14 protein-coding genes and 1 tRNA gene are annotated in these 15,327 nt (G+C 67.6%); 7 read left to right on the forward strand and 8 right to left on the reverse strand.

The genetic code is table 11. The features are described 5' to 3' along the window. Window positions 1-131: 131 nt before the first annotated feature. Window positions 132-386, reverse strand: a complete 255-nt coding sequence (gene crgA, locus ACFVYF_RS05795) for a cell division protein CrgA (protein ID WP_383290484.1) — start codon at window positions 384-386, stop codon at window positions 132-134. A gap of 142 nt (window positions 387-528) precedes the next feature. Between crgA and ACFVYF_RS05800 the strand changes: the two genes are divergently transcribed. The 6 genes from ACFVYF_RS05800 (at window position 529) to ACFVYF_RS05825 (ending at window position 5,155) form a co-directional block, all read left to right on the forward strand. Next, complete coding sequence (locus ACFVYF_RS05800; protein ID WP_389451303.1) at window positions 529-1,308, forward strand: DUF881 domain-containing protein; 780 nt, start codon at window positions 529-531, stop codon at window positions 1,306-1,308. Window positions 1,309-1,340: 32 nt separating this feature from the next. Then, on the forward strand, window positions 1,341-2,078 hold the full coding sequence (locus ACFVYF_RS05805) for a class E sortase (RefSeq protein WP_389451306.1): 738 nt from the start codon (window positions 1,341-1,343) through the stop codon (window positions 2,076-2,078). Window positions 2,079-2,115: 37 nt separating this feature from the next. Beyond that, window positions 2,116-2,313, forward strand: a complete 198-nt coding sequence (locus tag ACFVYF_RS05810; protein ID WP_383290475.1) for a hypothetical protein — start codon at window positions 2,116-2,118, stop codon at window positions 2,311-2,313. Beyond that, window positions 2,310-2,948, forward strand: coding sequence for an aminodeoxychorismate/anthranilate synthase component II (locus ACFVYF_RS05815; protein WP_389451309.1), 639 nt, complete (start codon window positions 2,310-2,312; stop codon window positions 2,946-2,948). Before ACFVYF_RS05810 ends, ACFVYF_RS05815 begins: the two co-directional genes overlap by 4 nt. Next, complete coding sequence (locus ACFVYF_RS05820) at window positions 2,945-4,342, forward strand: class E sortase (protein WP_389451312.1); 1,398 nt, start codon at window positions 2,945-2,947, stop codon at window positions 4,340-4,342. Before ACFVYF_RS05815 ends, ACFVYF_RS05820 begins: the two co-directional genes overlap by 4 nt. Before the next feature lie 69 nt (window positions 4,343-4,411). Then, window positions 4,412-5,155 carry a class E sortase gene (locus ACFVYF_RS05825; RefSeq protein ID WP_389451315.1) on the forward strand — a complete coding sequence of 248 codons (744 nt, stop codon included), beginning with the start codon at window positions 4,412-4,414 and terminating at the stop codon, window positions 5,153-5,155. A gap of 91 nt (window positions 5,156-5,246) precedes the next feature. On the opposite strand, the gene ACFVYF_RS05830 is transcribed toward ACFVYF_RS05825, so the two are convergent. From ACFVYF_RS05830 to ACFVYF_RS05860, 7 genes are all read right to left on the reverse strand, one after another. After that, window positions 5,247-6,317, reverse strand: a complete 1,071-nt coding sequence (locus tag ACFVYF_RS05830) for a restriction endonuclease (RefSeq protein WP_389451318.1) — start codon at window positions 6,315-6,317, stop codon at window positions 5,247-5,249. A gap of 239 nt (window positions 6,318-6,556) precedes the next feature. Beyond that, entirely contained in the window at window positions 6,557-8,563 is a 2,007-nt protein-coding gene (pknB, locus tag ACFVYF_RS05835) for a Stk1 family PASTA domain-containing Ser/Thr kinase (protein ID WP_389451321.1), read from the reverse strand. Between the two features lie 170 nt (window positions 8,564-8,733). After that, complete coding sequence (locus tag ACFVYF_RS05840; protein ID WP_389451324.1) at window positions 8,734-10,209, reverse strand: peptidoglycan D,D-transpeptidase FtsI family protein; 1,476 nt, start codon at window positions 10,207-10,209, stop codon at window positions 8,734-8,736. Beyond that, complete coding sequence (locus ACFVYF_RS05845; RefSeq protein ID WP_389451327.1) at window positions 10,206-11,642, reverse strand: FtsW/RodA/SpoVE family cell cycle protein; 1,437 nt, start codon at window positions 11,640-11,642, stop codon at window positions 10,206-10,208. The genes ACFVYF_RS05840 and ACFVYF_RS05845 overlap by 4 nt, the downstream gene beginning before the upstream one ends. Before the next feature lie 26 nt (window positions 11,643-11,668). Next, on the reverse strand, window positions 11,669-13,243 hold the full coding sequence (locus tag ACFVYF_RS05850) for a Stp1/IreP family PP2C-type Ser/Thr phosphatase (protein ID WP_389452091.1): 1,575 nt from the start codon (window positions 13,241-13,243) through the stop codon (window positions 11,669-11,671). 97 nt (window positions 13,244-13,340) lie between these two features. Continuing rightward, window positions 13,341-13,871 carry an FHA domain-containing protein gene (locus ACFVYF_RS05855; protein WP_389451330.1) on the reverse strand — a complete coding sequence of 177 codons (531 nt, stop codon included), beginning with the start codon at window positions 13,869-13,871 and terminating at the stop codon, window positions 13,341-13,343. A gap of 10 nt (window positions 13,872-13,881) precedes the next feature. Continuing rightward, window positions 13,882-14,733: an FhaA domain-containing protein gene (locus ACFVYF_RS05860; protein WP_389451333.1), complete on the reverse strand. Its 852-nt coding sequence runs from the start codon at window positions 14,731-14,733 to the stop codon at window positions 13,882-13,884. 489 nt (window positions 14,734-15,222) lie between these two features. Here ACFVYF_RS05860 and ACFVYF_RS05865 point away from each other — a divergent pair. Further along, window positions 15,223-15,306 (forward strand) — tRNA-Leu (locus tag ACFVYF_RS05865). The last annotated feature ends 21 nt before the right edge of the window (window positions 15,307-15,327 follow it).

Consider the following 15,327-nt stretch of genomic DNA (forward strand, 5'->3'; position numbering starts at 1 on the left):
GGATGAGTTATCCACAGATCGTCGTTCTTTTTCCCCACTGTGGAAAACTGCTGTGGATAACTCAGTGGATAGCTTGGGGCAGAAGTGTGTCCACCGGCCCGTCGGCTTCCGTTACCCGACCGGGAAAGCGGCTACTTCCACTGGGTGGAGACGCCGAATCCCGCCGCGATGAAGCCGAAGCCGACCACGATGTTCCAGTTGTTCAGTGCGTCGAGCGGCAAGGAGCCGTCGGTCACGTAGAAGACGACGATCCAGGCCAGGCCAATGAGGAACATGGCCAGCATGACGGGGGCTACCCAGCCGCGGCTGTTCAGTTTGATGGCCGTCGCCTGCTTGGACGGCGGCGGCGTGTAGTCGGCCTTCTTGCGGATACGTGACTTCGGCACGAGGGTCTCTCCTGTCGATGCGCTGCGTGGCCGCGCAGGGAACTGGGGCGGGCTCCGGGGCAGCGTACAAGGGGACACTGAGTGCTCCCCCGGGCGTCCGTTAGCGTAGTGCTTCCGCGGCGCCGAAGGAGATAAGGGTACGTTGAGCAATTCTGCCGACTCTCCAGGGATGGGGTCCACCCCTGGCCGCGCACGCCGTTTCCGGCCTGTGCGAGTGCTCACCGTAGCGGTGTTTGCCCTGGCCGGGCTGATTTTCTTCACCAGCTTCAATACGGCCAAGGGCACCAATATCCGTACGGATGCGTCCTTGCTGAAGCTGTCCGACCTGATTCAGGAGCGCAGCCACAAGAACGGTCAGCTCGACGAGTCCAATGGTGCGCTGCGTGACGATGTCGAGTCGCTCGCCGAGCGTGATGACGGCCGTACGAAGGCGGAGGACGCGAAGCTCGCTGCGCTGGAGAAGAACGCGGGCACCCAGAAGCTCAAGGGCAAGGCCGTCACCGTCACGCTCAATGACGCTCCGCCGAACGCGACGGCCAAGCTGCCGGGCTATCCGGAGCCGCAGCCTGACTACCTGGTCATCCACCAGCAGGACCTGCAGGCCGTGGTGAACGCGTTGTGGCAGGGCGGGGCCCAGGGCATCAAGGTGATGGACCAGCGGCTGATCTCCACCAGTGCCGTGCGCTGTGTCGGCAACACTCTGATCCTTCAGGGGCGGGTCTACTCGCCGCCGTACAAGATCACCGCGGTGGGGAATCCGGAGAAGCTGCAGAAGGCGCTGGCGGCGTCGCCGGCGATCCAGAACTACATGGTGTACGTCAACGTGTACGGGCTCGGCTGGAAAGTCGAGGAGAACGGGACGGTGACTCTTCCCGGCTACTCGGGCACAGTGGATCTCCAGTACGCGAAGCCTGTGGAGTAGTGGAGTAACTGCCGCTGGGGGACCGTGTGTCGGTGCGAGTGGTCGTCAGGACGATCAGCGAGCTGTGCATCACCGTGGGCTCCGTGATCGTGCTCTTCGTGGTCTACGTCCTGTTCTGGACCGGTGTGAAGGCCGACTCGGTGATGGACCACCAGATCGACAAGCTGCAGGACCGCTGGTCGCAGGGGTCGGTGCGGCCGGTTCCCTCGCCGTCGGGAGGGTCCACGTCCTCGCCGGCGGCCGGAAGCGGAAGCTCCGGTGCGCCGGTCGCGGGGAGCCCTGCGAAACCGGCGCCGTATGTGAACGGCGAGCCTTTCGCGATCATGTACATCCCGCGGCTTGGTTTCACGTGGAACAAGCCGGTGCTCGACGGGACGGGTGTCGGCACCCTCAAGAAGGGCCTCGGCCACTACGCGCGCACCGCGCAGCTGGGTCAGCGGGGGAATTTCGCGGTCGCTGGCCACCGTCGCACCTATGGGGACCCCTTCAAGGATTTCCCCAGTCTGCGTCCGGGTGATGCGGTGGTGCTGACCGATGGCACGTCGTGGTTCACGTATCGGATCGATACGAAGCCGTACAAGACGTTGCCCAGTGATGTCGCGGTCATCGATCCGGTGCCGAAGCGGTCGGGGTACACGCGTGCGGGCCGTTATCTGACCCTGACCACGTGTGAACCGGAGTGGGGGCACAGCCATCGGCTGATCGTCTGGGCGCACCTTGATTCCACCCAGCCTGTGGAGGCCGGGAAACCGGAGGCTCTGCGCCGTTAGTCTGGTGGCGTACGGCGTGAGTCCTGTGGTGTATGGCGTGACTCAAGTGCCGTGGTGCTACGGAAGGGACGGCATGTACGGCTGGATCTGGCGGCATCTGCCGGGGAACGCGTGGGTGAGGGCGTTGACCTCGCTCGTTCTGGTCCTTGCGGTGGTCTATGTGCTCTTCCAGTACGTCTTCCCGTGGGCCGAGCCGCTGTTGCCCTTCAACGATGTGACGGTGAACGACCAGTGAGCGCCCGGATTCTCGTCGTGGACAACTACGACAGCTTCGTCTTCAACCTCGTCCAGTACCTGTATCAGCTGGGTGCCGAGTGTGAGGTGCTGCGCAACGACGAGGTGTCGACGGCGCATGCGCAGGACGGTTTCGACGGTGTGCTGCTGTCGCCGGGGCCTGGTGCTCCGGAGCAGGCGGGTGTCTGTATCGACATGGTCCGGCACTGTGCCGCGACGGACGTTCCGGTCTTCGGTGTCTGCCTGGGCATGCAGTCGATGCAGGTGGCGTACGGCGGTGTGGTGGACCGGGCGCCGGAGCTGCTGCACGGCAAGACGTCGCTGGTCGAGCACCATGGTGCGGGTGTTTTCGCGGGGCTGCCGTCGCCTTTCACGGCGACTCGTTATCACTCGCTGGCCGCTGAGCCTGCGACCGTTCCGGCTGAGCTGGAGATCACGGCCCGGACCCATGACGGGATTGTGATGGGGCTGCGGCATCGTGAGTCGCGGGTCGAGGGCGTGCAGTTCCATCCGGAGTCGGTGCTGACGGAGCATGGGCACCGGATGCTGGCCAACTGGCTGGTGGAGTGCGGGGATCAGGAGGCGGTGGCGAGGTCGGTGGGGCTGGCCCCGGTGGTGGGCAGGGCCACGGCGTGACCGCGCTGCGCCCTGAGCGCGAGAGTTCCCCCTACGGCGGCGAGGCCGCCTATGGGGGCGCTGACGCGTTCGAGGGTGCGGAGGCGTTCGAGGCGGCGGTCGAGCAGCTGGCCGATCCGTTGACGGATCCGCTCCCGGCGCAGCAGCGGCCTGTGGCGCAGGAGGAGTGGTACGACTCCGACGGGTCTCCGCGGGACTGGTACGGGGCGGCTGAGCGGCCGTATGAGCCTGTGCCGTTGTACGAGGGGGCGGTGCCGCAGTCGCCTTACGAGGAGACGTACGCGGGGCCGTCGTACGAGGAGCCGGTGCAGGCGTCGTACGAGATGCCGGCGGCCCCTGTGTACGGGGAGCCGGCGGCTCCGTCTTACGGGGAGCCCGCGAGCCCGTCTCTCACGGAATCTGCCGGCTCGTCGTACGGAGGGGCGGCCGTGCCCGGGTACGAGGTGGGGCAGCCGGTCGTGGCGCCGCGGGTACCGGACGACGAGACGGTGGCGTTGCGGGTCCCGGAGATGCCGGGGGTGTCGCGCAGGGGCACGGGCGCCGTGAGCGTGGCTGAGAGCGAGTCCATACCTGCTCCTGGGGGTCGTGCGGCGCGCCGGAAGGCCGCGGGGCGCCGGGGGCGGCACGGGGGCGCGCAGACGGCCGTGGAGGCGCCCGCTGAGGGTTCTTCGGCGGTGCCTCGCTCTCGTCTTGAGGCGCGGCGTGCGGCGCGGGCGCAGAAGCCGGGTGCGGCGGTCATCGTGAGCCGGGTGATCGGTGAGGCGTTCATCACCACTGGTGTGTTGATGCTGTTGTTCGTGACCTACCAGCTGTGGTGGTCGAACGTCCGGGCGCATCAGCAGGCGGGCAGTGCCGCGCATCATCTCCAGGAGGACTGGGCGAACGGGAAGCGGACGCCGGGTGCGTTCGAGCCGGGGCAGGGTTTCGCCATCCTGCACATCCCGAAGCTGGATGTGGTGGCGCCGATCGCCGAGGGCATCAGCAAGTCGGAGGTTCTCGACCGGGGGATGGTCGGGCACTACGGCCCGGACAGCGTGAAGACGGCGATGCCGGACGCGAAGACGGGCAATTTCGGGATCGCGGGGCACCGCAATACGCACGGTGAGCCGTTCCGGTACATCAACCGCCTCAAGCCGGGCGACGCGATCGTGGTGGAGACGCAGGACAAGTACTTCGTCTACAAGATGAGTTCGATCCTGCCGGTGACGTCGCCGTCGAACACCAGCGTGCTGGACGCGATCCCCAAGGGGTCGGGTTTCACCAAGGCGGGGCGCTACATCACACTGACCACGTGTACGCCGGAATTCACCAGCAAGTACCGGATGATCGTCTGGGGCAAGATGGTCGAGGAACGGCCGCGCAGCGAGGGCAAGCCGGACGCGCTCGTCCAGTAGGCGCACGGGGCCTGTTGGTGTCGGGCCGGCCGAGACAGTACGAGACGGACCAGACGGGGCGGATGCACAGTGGCAGCGAGTACGGACCACGACGAGCGGGCCGGAGCCGATGCCGCGGCCGGCGAGCCCGCGTCCCGGCGTCGTGGCACCGGGCGCATCGCGCTGGCCGTCAGTGTCTTCGGTGAACTGCTCATCACCGCGGGCCTGGTGCTCGGTCTGTTCGTCGTCTATTCGCTGTGGTGGACGAACGTCGTCGCGGACCGTGCGGCGGACAAGCAGTCCGACAAGGTCCGCGACCACTGGCTGGACCGCGGCCCCGGTTCGCTGGACACCAAGAACGGCATCGGTTTCCTGCATGTGCCGGCGATGAAGAACGGCGAGGTCCTGGTCAAGAAGGGCACGTCGACCAAGGTCCTGAACGGCGGTGTCGCCGGCTACTACACCGACCCCGTGAAGTCGGCCCTTCCGCAGGACAAGAAGGGCAACTTCGCGCTGGCCGCCCACCGGGACGGTCACGGCGCCAAGTTCCACAACATCGACAAGATCAAGAAGGGCGATTCGGTCGTCTTCGAGACGAAGGACGACTGGTACGTCTACAAGGTCTTCTCGGTCCTTCCGGAGACCTCGAAGTACAACGTCAAGGTGCTGGGCGCGGTCCCGAAGCAGTCGGGCGCGAAGAAGGCGGGCCGCTACATCACGCTGACGACCTGCACGCCCGTCTACACGTCCCGGTACCGCTATGTGGTCTGGGGCGAGCTGGAGCGCGTCGAAAAGGTCGACAGCGACCGCACACCGCCGGCGGAGCTGCGCTGACCGAGGCCCTTCGGGGGCCACGGTCGTGGGCATGACGGAGGCCCGGAGCCGCAACTTGTTCTTGCGACTTCGGGCCTTTTCCGGACGGGCCCTAGGCCGACGGCGTCGGCCCAGCCCTGCCGGAAGTACGCGAACCGCCGCTCAGCGCCTTGAGACGCACCCCGGCGCTCCAGGCCTCCAGCTCGTCCCGAGCGATGGTGATGATCCCGGTCAGGTCGGCGATGGCCTGTGCTTCGCTGCTGAACTGAGACGTGGCGACGAACAGCGCCACGTCCGCGGGCTGGAGGGTTCGTGCGGCGCCGGCGAACTTCTGCATGTCGGCACTCGGTACGGACCAGCGGCCGTCGCGGTTCTTGCACTGGACGGCCACGGAGCGCCCGTCCGCGGTGTGTCCGGTGATGTCGATACCGCGGTCGCTTCGGGCCTGTCGTACGACGACCTGTGTGCAGCCGTCGCGGCGCAGCAGGTCGGCGACGTGTCGCTCGAAGGCCTGCCAGGTCATGGCCTTGATGGACGTTCCGACGGCGTCTGCCGGGGTTCCCGCTTCCAGGACGCGCATCCGCTGGTGGTGCCAGCACAGCCTGCGCTCCACGTTCTCGACGTCCTCGCGCAGCGCGACGAGTTCGCGGCTGTGCTCGCCGGAGGTTTCGATGAGGGTGTTGAAGAGGGGGACGACGGTTTTGCCGAGGATGTGGGTGATACGGCGGTCGATGTGTTCGTTCAGATCTTCCACGGGGCTGTGGACAGCGTTGTTGTCCACAGGCTGCGTGCGGGCCATGTACTCCATGTCGAGGAGGTACACACGCACCTGACGTGCGACTTCGCTGTCCCGGAGCAGCATGGCGACGTTGAGGACGGCGCGGCGGGGATACAGCGCGAGCGCTCGGGTGCGTGACTGGATTCCACAGACCTCCTTGAAGGAGGTCAGTTCTGTACCTGCCAACACGCGGTAGCCGTTGGCCTCAAGCTCCTCCCGGTGGTCGATCACGAGGGATTCGATCGCCTTGACGCCGACGTGGAAATACGCCGCCACCATCGCCGTAGTCACATGCATCCCGTCCGGCAGCAGGGACAGGGCCTTGACTCTGTCGAGTACGTCCGTGCGTTCCAGCACACCGCTGCGCAGGGCCTTCGATTCCAGCAGCGCCGCTTCGTTGATCACGCTCTGCCCCTTCCCCTCGTGTCGTGGCCAGGTGGCCGCCCGGCCGGGGCAGAGCTCTGGCCCCACCCCCTCCGTTCAACGAGTCGGAAAGTACGAAGGTGTGGTCGAAGGTCGTACGAGGTTGCGGTTCGAGGCCGGCGGGACGCGCGGTGGGACCTGGGCGGCGGGACCCGGGCGGGCATGACGGAGCCCCGGCATCCGCGAGGGGTGCCGGGGCTCGGTCGTGGCCGGAGAGGCGGTCAGTCCTCCGTGCGGGCCGCGGTTCCGGTGACGCCTCCGAAGATGCCGCCGTTGCCGTTGCCGCCGCCGTTGTCGCCGGACTGGCCCGTGGTCTGCAGGTTGACCGCGCTGCCCTGGTCGACCTGGGTGCCACCCGCGGGATCGGAGACGATGACGAACGCGTTGTCGTCCTGGGAGCCGTTGATGTTGCCGACCTGCAGTCCCGCGTCCTGGAGGGCCTTCTTGGCATCCTTGAGCCGCTGACCGGCCAGGTTCGGAACGGAGACCTTCTGCTTCTCGGCGGCCTTGCCGATCTGGATGGTCACCGTGGAGTTCGGGTCGGCGGTGGAGTTGGCCGCCGGGGTGGTCTGGATGACCTTGCCGACCTTCGACTGGTCGCCGGTCTCCACCTCGGTGCAGGAGCCGACCAGATCGTTGTCCTGCATCTGCTGCTTGGCCTCGTCACAGGTCTTGCCGGTGACGTCGGGGACGGTGGACTGCTTCTTCTCCTTGGCGATGGTGAGGGTGATCGTCGATCCCTTCTCCACCTCCTTGCCCGGATCCGGGTCCTGTGCGAGGACGGTGCCGGGCTCCTGGCTGGACTCCTTGGTCTGCGTTTCGACCTGGAACTGGTACTTGTCGGCCTCGAGCGTGTCCTTCGCATCGGCGAGGGGATCGTCGATGACGTTCGGTACCGCCACCTTCGGCGCGCCCGTCGACACCACCAGATTGACCGTGTCGCCCTTGTTCACCTGGGCCTTGGGCTGCGGGTTCTGGCTGCAGATGTTGCCTGTCTTCTGGTTCTCGCAGGCCTTCGAGCTGAAGGTCACCTTCAGCTCGACGTTCTCGGCCATCTGCCGGGCGTCGTCCTTCGGCTGACCCACGAAGTTCGGCGCGGCGAAGGACGAGTCGTTTGCCCCGTTGCCTCCGAAGGCCCACTTGCCGATCAGGATGGCGCCGACGAGGACGAGGATGCCGGCCACGACCAGCAGGATCGTCGAGGTGTTCGACTTCTTCTGGCGGCGGCGGTCGGGGCGGTCGTCGTAGCCGTAGCTGCCGTCGTCCGGGTTCATCGGGGGCAGCATCGACGTGGCGCCGGCGTCTGTGGAGCGCAGGGCCGTCGTGGGCTGGTCGTCGGGGTAGCCGCCGTAGCCGACGGAGCCCATGGCGGCGGTGGCCGCGACGGGCTGGCCGTCGAGGCAGGCCTCGATGTCGATCCGCATCTCGTCGGCGGACTGGTAGCGGTAGTCGGGGTCCTTGGTCAGCGCCTTCAGGACGATGGCGTCCATCTCGGGCGTGATCTCGGGGTCGAAGACGCTCGGCGGCTGTGGTTCCTCGCGCACGTGCTGGTAGGCGACCGCGACCGGGGAGTCGCCGATGAAGGGCGGCCGTACGGTCAGCAGCTCGTAGAGCAGGCAGCCGGTCGAGTACAGGTCGGATCGGGCGTCGACCTGTTCGCCCTTCGCCTGCTCGGGCGAGAGGTACTGGGCCGTGCCGATGACCGCGGCGGTCTGCGTCATCGTCATGCCGGAGTCGCCCATGGCGCGGGCGATGCCGAAGTCCATGACCTTGACCTGGCCGTTGCGCGTCAGCATGACGTTGGCGGGCTTGATGTCGCGGTGGACGATGCCGGCGCGGTGCGAGTACTCGAGGGCCTGGAGGATGCCGATGGTCATCTCCAGGGTGCGCTCGGGCAGCAGCTTGCGCCCGGAGTGCAGCAGCTCGCGCAGCGTGGACCCGTCGACGTACTCCATCACGATGTACGGGATGGAGGTGCCGTCGATGTAGTCCTCACCCGTGTCGTACACGGCGACGATCGCGGGATGGTTGAGCGAGGCGGCCGACTGGGCCTCCCGGCGGAACCGGGCCTGGAACGACGGATCGCGCGCGAGGTCGGCTCGCAGCGTCTTCACCGCCACCGTGCGGCCGAGCCGGGTGTCATGCGCGAGGTAGACCTCCGCCATGCCACCACGGCCGAGCACGTGGCCCAGCTCGTACCGGCCGCCGAGGCGACGCGGCTCTTCCATAGCTACCTACCAGCCCTCTCCGTCGGTCCCGACCGCACCTTTGTGTGGTCCGGCGGTGTGCCGTCCGGGCATACCGTACCCGGCTCGCCTTGTGTGACCTGGCCAAGCCCGTCACCCGATACAGGACCGGTATCGCTACGTGCACCGATGTGAAGGGGACGTGACAGGGGTCACTTCTTGCTGTCGATGACCGCCTTCATCACGTTCCTCGCGATGGGCGCCGCGAGACCACCACCCGAGATGTCGTCACGGTTGGCGCTCTCGTCCTCGACCACCACGGCCACGGCGACCGGCGAGCTGCCGTCGCTCTGCTTGGCGTAGGAGATGAACCAGGCGTACGGGTTCTCGCTGTTGTCGACACCGTGCTGGGCGGTACCCGTCTTGCCGCCCACGGTGACGCCGCTGATCTGGGCGTTCGTGCCGGTGCCCTCCTTGACGACCGTCTCCATCATCGACTGGAGGATCTGGGCGTTCTCCTCGGTGAGCGGCTCGCTCATCTTCTCGGGCTCGGTCTGCGAGATGACGTCGAGGCTCGGGGCCTGCAGCTTGTCGACCATGTACGGCTTCATCAGGGTGCCGTTGTTGGCGACGGCGGAGGCCACCATGGCCATCTGCAGGGGGGTCGCGGCGGTCTCGAACTGGCCGATCGAGCTGAGCGCGGTCTGCGGCTGGTCCATCTTCGTGGGGAAGTTGGAGGCGCTGGAGCGGACCGGGGTGAACTGCTCGGAGTTGAAGCCGAACTTCTCGGCCTCCGCCACCATCTTGTCCTTGCCGAGGTCGGCGCCGATCTTGCCGAAGACGGTGTTGCAGGAGTACCTGAGCGCCACGCGCATCGTGGCGTTCTTGCAGGGAATGTTCCCCTCGTTCTTCAGCTCGGTCGTTGTGTTCGGCAGGGTGTAGGGCAGCGGCGAGTCGGTCTTGTCGTCGGCGCTGGTGTAGAGCTTGTCCTGCAGTGCCGCGGCGGCGGTGACGACCTTGAAGGTGGAGCCGGGCGGGTAGGTCTCGCGCAGTGCCCGGTTGAGCATCGGGTCGTCCGGGTCGTTCTTCTTCTGGATCTTCTGCCAGGCCTTGGTGTCCGTCGTCGTGGAGTTCCCGGCGAAGGTCGACGGGTCGTACGACGGGGTGGAGGCCAGCGCCAGGATCGCGCCGGTCTCCGGGTCGATCGCGGCGACGGCGCCCTTGCCCTGCTTCAGCAGTCCGTCGTACGCGGCCTTCTGCGCGGCCGAGTTGAGGGTGGTGACGACGTTGCCGCCCTGCTCCTTCTTGCCCGTGATCATGTCGAGCGTGTTGCGGAAGAAGAGCCGGTCGTCGTTGCCGGTGAGGATGCCGTCGTCGATGGACTCCAGCTGGGTGGCCCCGAAGGCCTGTGAGGCGTACCCGGTGACGGGCGCCCACATCGCGCCGTCCTTGTAGGTGCGCTTGTACTCGAAGTCGCTGCCTTCGGTCTTCTTGGAGCCGGTGATCGACTCGCCGTCGACGATGATGTTGCCGCGCGGTTTGGCGTAGCGCTCGATGGCGACGCGGCGGTTCTTGGGGTCGTCCTTGAGGGAGTCGGCCTGGACGTACTGGAGCCAGTTGTCCCGGGCGAGCAGGGCGAGGACGAGCAACCCGCAGAAGATCGCGATCCGGCGCAGGGGCTTGTTCACGGGCGGACCACCTGGGTCATCTCGGCGTCGGGGTTCGGGGCGGGGGCGGGCGCGGGCCGGCGGGCGGTGTCGCTGATGCGGATCAGGATGCCGATCAGCGCCCAGTTGGCGATGACGGAGGATCCGCCGTACGCCACGAACGGCATCGTCATGCCGGTGAGCGGGATCAGGCCCATGACGCCGCCGGCGACCACGAAGACCTGGAGTGCGAAGCCGCCGGAGAGGCCGACGGCGAGCAGCTTGCCGAACGGGTCGCGGGCGGCGAGCGCGGTGCGCACGCCCCGCTCCACGATCAGGCCGTAGATCAGCAGGATCGCCATGATGCCGGCGAGGCCCAGCTCCTCGCCGAAGGTGGCGAGGATGAAGTCGGAGTTGGCGGCGAACTTGATCAGGTCGGAGTTGCCCTGGCCGAGGCCGGTGCCGAGGGTGCCGCCGGAGCCGAAGGCCCAGAGGGCTTCCATGGACTGCTCGGAGTGGCCTGCGATGTTCTGCTGGCTGAGCGTGTATTCCTTCATCGGGTCGAGCCAGGCCTGGACGCGCTGCTGGACGTGCGTCTCGAAGGAGGCGACGCCGACGGCGCCGGCCGCGGACATCAGCAGACCGAAGACGATCCAGCTGGTCCGCTCGGTGGCGACGTACAGCATGATCACGAACATGCCGAAGAACAGCAGCGACGTACCGAGGTCGGTCTCGAAGACCAGGATGATGATGGAGACGAACCAGACGACGAGGATCGGGCCGAGGTCGCGGCCGCGCGGCAGGTAGAGCCCCATGAAGCGGCGGCTGGCGAGGGCCAGCGCGTCGCGCTTCACCATGAGGTAGCCGGCGAAGAAGACGACGAGGACGATCTTCGCGAACTCGCCGGGCTGGATGGTGAATCCGGCGATGGAGATCCAGATCTTGGCGCCGAAGACGTTCAGGCCGAGGCCGGGGACCAGCGGCAGGAGCAGCAGGACGAGGGCGCCGACCATGGAGATGTACGTGTAGCGCTGCAGGACGCGGTGGTCCTTGAGGAAGATCAGCACGACGACGAACAGGGCGATGCCGAGCGCGGTGTACAGCAGCTGGCGGGGCGCGGCCTCGACGAAGTTGGGCAGGCCCTGCAGCCGCTTCGACTGGTCGAGCCGCCAGATGACGACGAGTCCGAGGCCGTTGAGCAGCGTTGCCAGCGGCAGCAGCAGCGGGTCGGCGTACGGCGCGAACTTGCGGACGACGAGGTGGCCGACGCCGGCGAGCAGGCCGAGGCCGAGGCCGTAGCTCAGCAGGCCGGGCGGCACCGAGTCGTTGATGGCGAGGCCCACGTTGGCGTAGGCGAACACCGGGATGACCACGGCGAACACCAGTAGTGCCAGCTCGGTGTTGCGGCGGCTCGGTGTACCGATCGAGCCGATCGTGGACGTCTGGTGCGTCGACGAGTTCGTACTACTGCTCATGGTGTGACAGGGCCCCTCACGGCTGCTTACTGCTTACCGCACAGCGAGACCAGCTTCTGCTCTTCGTCCGAGAGGCTGGGGCCGGGTGTGGGAGTGGGTGCGGTCTTGGACTTGGAGGACGACGGCGCCGACGACGACGGGTTGGGTGTCGGCGTCGATGTGGCCTTGGACGTCAGTGAGGTCTTTGTGGTTCCCGTGACGCCACCGGCCTCGCCTTCGCCGGTCTTGGCGTTGTTCTGGCTCTCGGCGGCACGGCGCTCGGAGTCCTTCTTGCACGCGGACGCCTGCACGGCGAGCTCGTCGATCTTCGACTGCGCGTCGCTGAGGCCGCCCTCGGCGATGGTCTCCTTGACCTGCTTCTGCTGATACGGCGGCAGGTACTTGAGTTCGATCTCGGGGTGGTCCTTCTCGACCTTCGAGAGCGAGACCCAGGCCAGGTCCTGGCTGATGCCGCGGTACAGCGCGACGTGTTCGTCCTGGGCGCCGACGTAGTACTGCGTCTGTGTCCAGCGGTAGCCGCCGTAGAGGCCGCCGCCGATGACGGCGAGGACGAGCACGGTGTAGAAGGATCTCTTCAGCCACTTGCGGCCGGTGCGCGGCTTGACGAAGTCCTCGTCCGAGTAGCCGCCGAAGGTGCCGGCGGGGACGAAGCCGGTGGTGTCGCCGGAGCCGGGCGGGCCGAACTCGCCGCCGCCCTGTCCCGGGACCTGCCGGCCGAGGCTGGAGGCACGGCCGGCGGGCGTCTGCATCGCGCCGTTGTCGTGCAGCTGGTGCTGGTGCTGGTTCTCGGCGACGGCGCCCACGACGACCGGGGTGTCGGAGAGCTGGGCGGCGAGGGTGTCACCGCTGTCGATGTCGAGGACGTCGGCCACGATGACGGTGATGTTGTCGGGGCCGCCGCCGCGCAGCGCGAGCTGGATCAGCTCCTGCACGGTCTCCTGCGGGCCCTGGTAGCTGGCGAGGGTGTCCTCCATCGTCTGATGGGAGACGACGCCGCTGAGGCCGTCGGAGCAGATCAAGTACCGGTCGCCGGCGCGGACTTCGCGGATGGACAGGTCCGGTTCGACGTGGTCGCCGCTGCCCAGCGCGCGCATGAGGAGGGACCTCTGCGGGTGGGTGGTGGCTTCCTCTTCGGTGATGCGTCCCTCGTCGACGAGGCGCTGTACCCAGGTGTGGTCCTGCGTGATCTGGGTGAGGACGCCGTCGCGCAGGAGGTAGGCGCGGGAGTCGCCGACGTGGACGAGGCCGAGGCGCTGGCCGGTCCACAGCAGGGCGGTGAGCGTGGTGCCCATGCCCTCCAGTTGGGGGTCCTCCTCGACCATCATCCGCAGCTGGTCGTTGGCCCGCTGCACGGCGGTGCCGAGCGAGGTGAGGATGTCGGAGCCGGGCACGTCGTCGTCGAGCGCGACGATCGTGGAGATCACCTCGGAGCTGGCGACCTCACCGGCGGCCTGGCCGCCCATCCCGTCGGCGATCGCGAGCAGCCGTGGACCGGCGTAACCGGAGTCCTCGTTGCCCTCGCGGATCATGCCTTTGTGCGATCCGGCGGCGAAGCGCAGTGACAGACTCATGCGCACCTCGCCCGTCGGCTCCGGGTACATCCGCACGGTGCCCACCCTCCGGTCGGGAGCGCGCCGGGGTCCGTCGTGTGGACCGTCGTTGCGTGCTCGCTCCGCTCGCGCTCTTTCATGACTGGTACTACTTCCGCAGCTCGATGACGGTCTTGCCGATGCGGATCGGCGCGCCCAGCGGGACCGGTGTGGGGGTCGTGAGCCGGGCCCGGTCGAGATAGGTGCCGTTCGTGGATCCGAGGTCCTCGACGATCCACTGGCCGTCCCGGTCCGGGTAGATCCGGGCGTGCCTGCTGGACGCGTAGTCGTCGTCGAGGACGATCGTGGAGTCGTGCGCGCGGCCCAGGGTGATGGTCTGGCCCTGCAGCGCGACGGTCGTGCCCGTGAGGGTGCCCTCCGAGACGACCAGCTTGGTGGGGGAACCGCGACGCTGCCGGCTGCCGCCACCGCTCGGTGGTGGCGCCTGCTGCTGCCGCTGTTGCGGCGGCGCGGCCTGGCGCGCGGCCTGCTGCGGCCTGTTGGCGTCCCGGCGCGAGCCGCGCTGTGTGACGCGCGTTCCGAACAGGTCGCTGCGGATGACCTGCACGGCCACGATCACGAACAGCCACAGTACGGCCAGGAAACCCAGCCGCATGACCGTGAGGGTCAGCTCTGACATTGCCCCCGCTTCACCCTTCGGCTTGCCGGTAAATGATGGTGGTGCTGCCCACGACGATCCGCGAGCCGTCGCGGAGCGTAGCGCGGGTGGTGTGCTGCCCGTCCACCACGATGCCGTTGGTGGACCCGAGATCCTGGATCGTCGAGGGCGTTCCGGTCCGGATCTCACAGTGCCGGCGGGATACGCCGGGGTCGTCGATCCGCACGTCGGCTTCGGTGCTGCGGCCCAGCACCAGCGTCGGGCGGGAGATCTGATGGCGGGTGCCGTTGATCTCGATCCAGTGCCGTGTCCGGGTGCCCGGCTGCGGGCCCGCTGCGGGCCGCTGGCCCTGGGGGGCCGCGCCGGGACGGCCGCCGGGCGGCGGCGCGGACGGCATCGGAGGTGCGCCCGCGGGCTGGGCGGCCGGCGGATAGCCGTATCCGCCGGGGCGGCCCGCGGCCGGGCTCGCCGGGCCCGCCGGAGCGGACGCGGGAGCCTGCTGGTTCGCGGAGGAGGCGAGCGTACGGCTGCGGACCCGGTACAGACCGGTGTCCAGGTCGTCCGCCTTCTCCAGATGGACCTTGATGGGACCCATGAAGGTGTAGCGCTGCTGCTTCGCGTAGTCGCGCACCATGCCGGCGAGCTCGTCGCCGAGCTGGCCCGAGTACGGGCTGAGGCGCTCGAAGTCCGGAGTGCTCAGCTCCACGATGAAGTCATTGGGTACGACGGTCCGCTCGCGGTTCCAGATCGTCGCGTTGTTGTCGCACTCGCGCTGGAGCGCTCCCGCGATCTCCACGGGCTGGACCTCGGACTTGAACACCTTGGCGAAGGTGCCGTTGACCAGACCTTCGAGACGCTGCTCGAACTTCTTCAGGACTCCCATGGGGCACCTCCTCCTTCGACATCGTCCTGTGTGCCGCCGACGGCGTGCTGCTCATACTGCTCGCCGTCGTCCTGATACTGCTTACTGATCGTATCCACGCGCCGGGAAATCGGCTGGTTCCCCCTGTCGGCCCGGTCGACGGGTGTCGACGCCTTCCGGAGTCCCCTCCCGAAGTTCCCTCCGGAGCACCTCTTCGAACTCCTTCTGCCCAGGATCGTAGAGGCGGCGCACGACCAGTGTCCCGCACCTGACTGTGCACCCTGTCCGGCTCCTGGGGAGATGCGCAGGACCGGTACGAGGTTGATACGTGAACCGCTTCCACTTCGTACGCGGACGGGACGCTTCCCGGTCCGGGGGCCTCGCGCGGGGGCCTGCAGGGGGCACCGGGGCCCGGGAAAGGGATGTGATTCCACCCCATGCAGCGTGCTAATCTTCTGCATGTCGACAGGCGCTCCCACCACGCGGTGAGAGACCGAGGACACACCCAATGCGCGGGTGGCGGAATAGGCAGACGCGCTGGATTCAGGTTCCAGTGCCCGAAAGGGCGTGGGGGTTCAACTCCCCCCTCGCGCACAGCGAAGAACCGAGAAACGG

It is taken from the genome of Streptomyces sp. NPDC058274, from assembly GCF_042881375.1.
Classification (GTDB): domain Bacteria; phylum Actinomycetota; class Actinomycetes; order Streptomycetales; family Streptomycetaceae; genus Streptomyces.

Bases quoted from the DNA above. Each gene is read 5' to 3' on its own strand.
- ACFVYF_RS05850 (WP_389452091.1), bottom strand. From the start codon at position 13,243: ATGTACCCGGAGCCGACGGGCGAGGTGCGCATGAGTCTGTCACTGCGC.
- pknB (WP_389451321.1), bottom strand. From the start codon at position 8,563: ATGGAAGAGCCGCGTCGCCTCGGCGGCCGGTACGAGCTGGGCCACGTG.
- ACFVYF_RS05860 (WP_389451333.1), bottom strand. From the start codon at position 14,733: ATGGGAGTCCTGAAGAAGTTCGAGCAGCGTCTCGAAGGTCTGGTCAAC.
- ACFVYF_RS05855 (WP_389451330.1), bottom strand. From the start codon at position 13,871: ATGTCAGAGCTGACCCTCACGGTCATGCGGCTGGGTTTCCTGGCCGTA.
- ACFVYF_RS05845 (WP_389451327.1), bottom strand. From the start codon at position 11,642: ATGAGCAGTAGTACGAACTCGTCGACGCACCAGACGTCCACGATCGGC.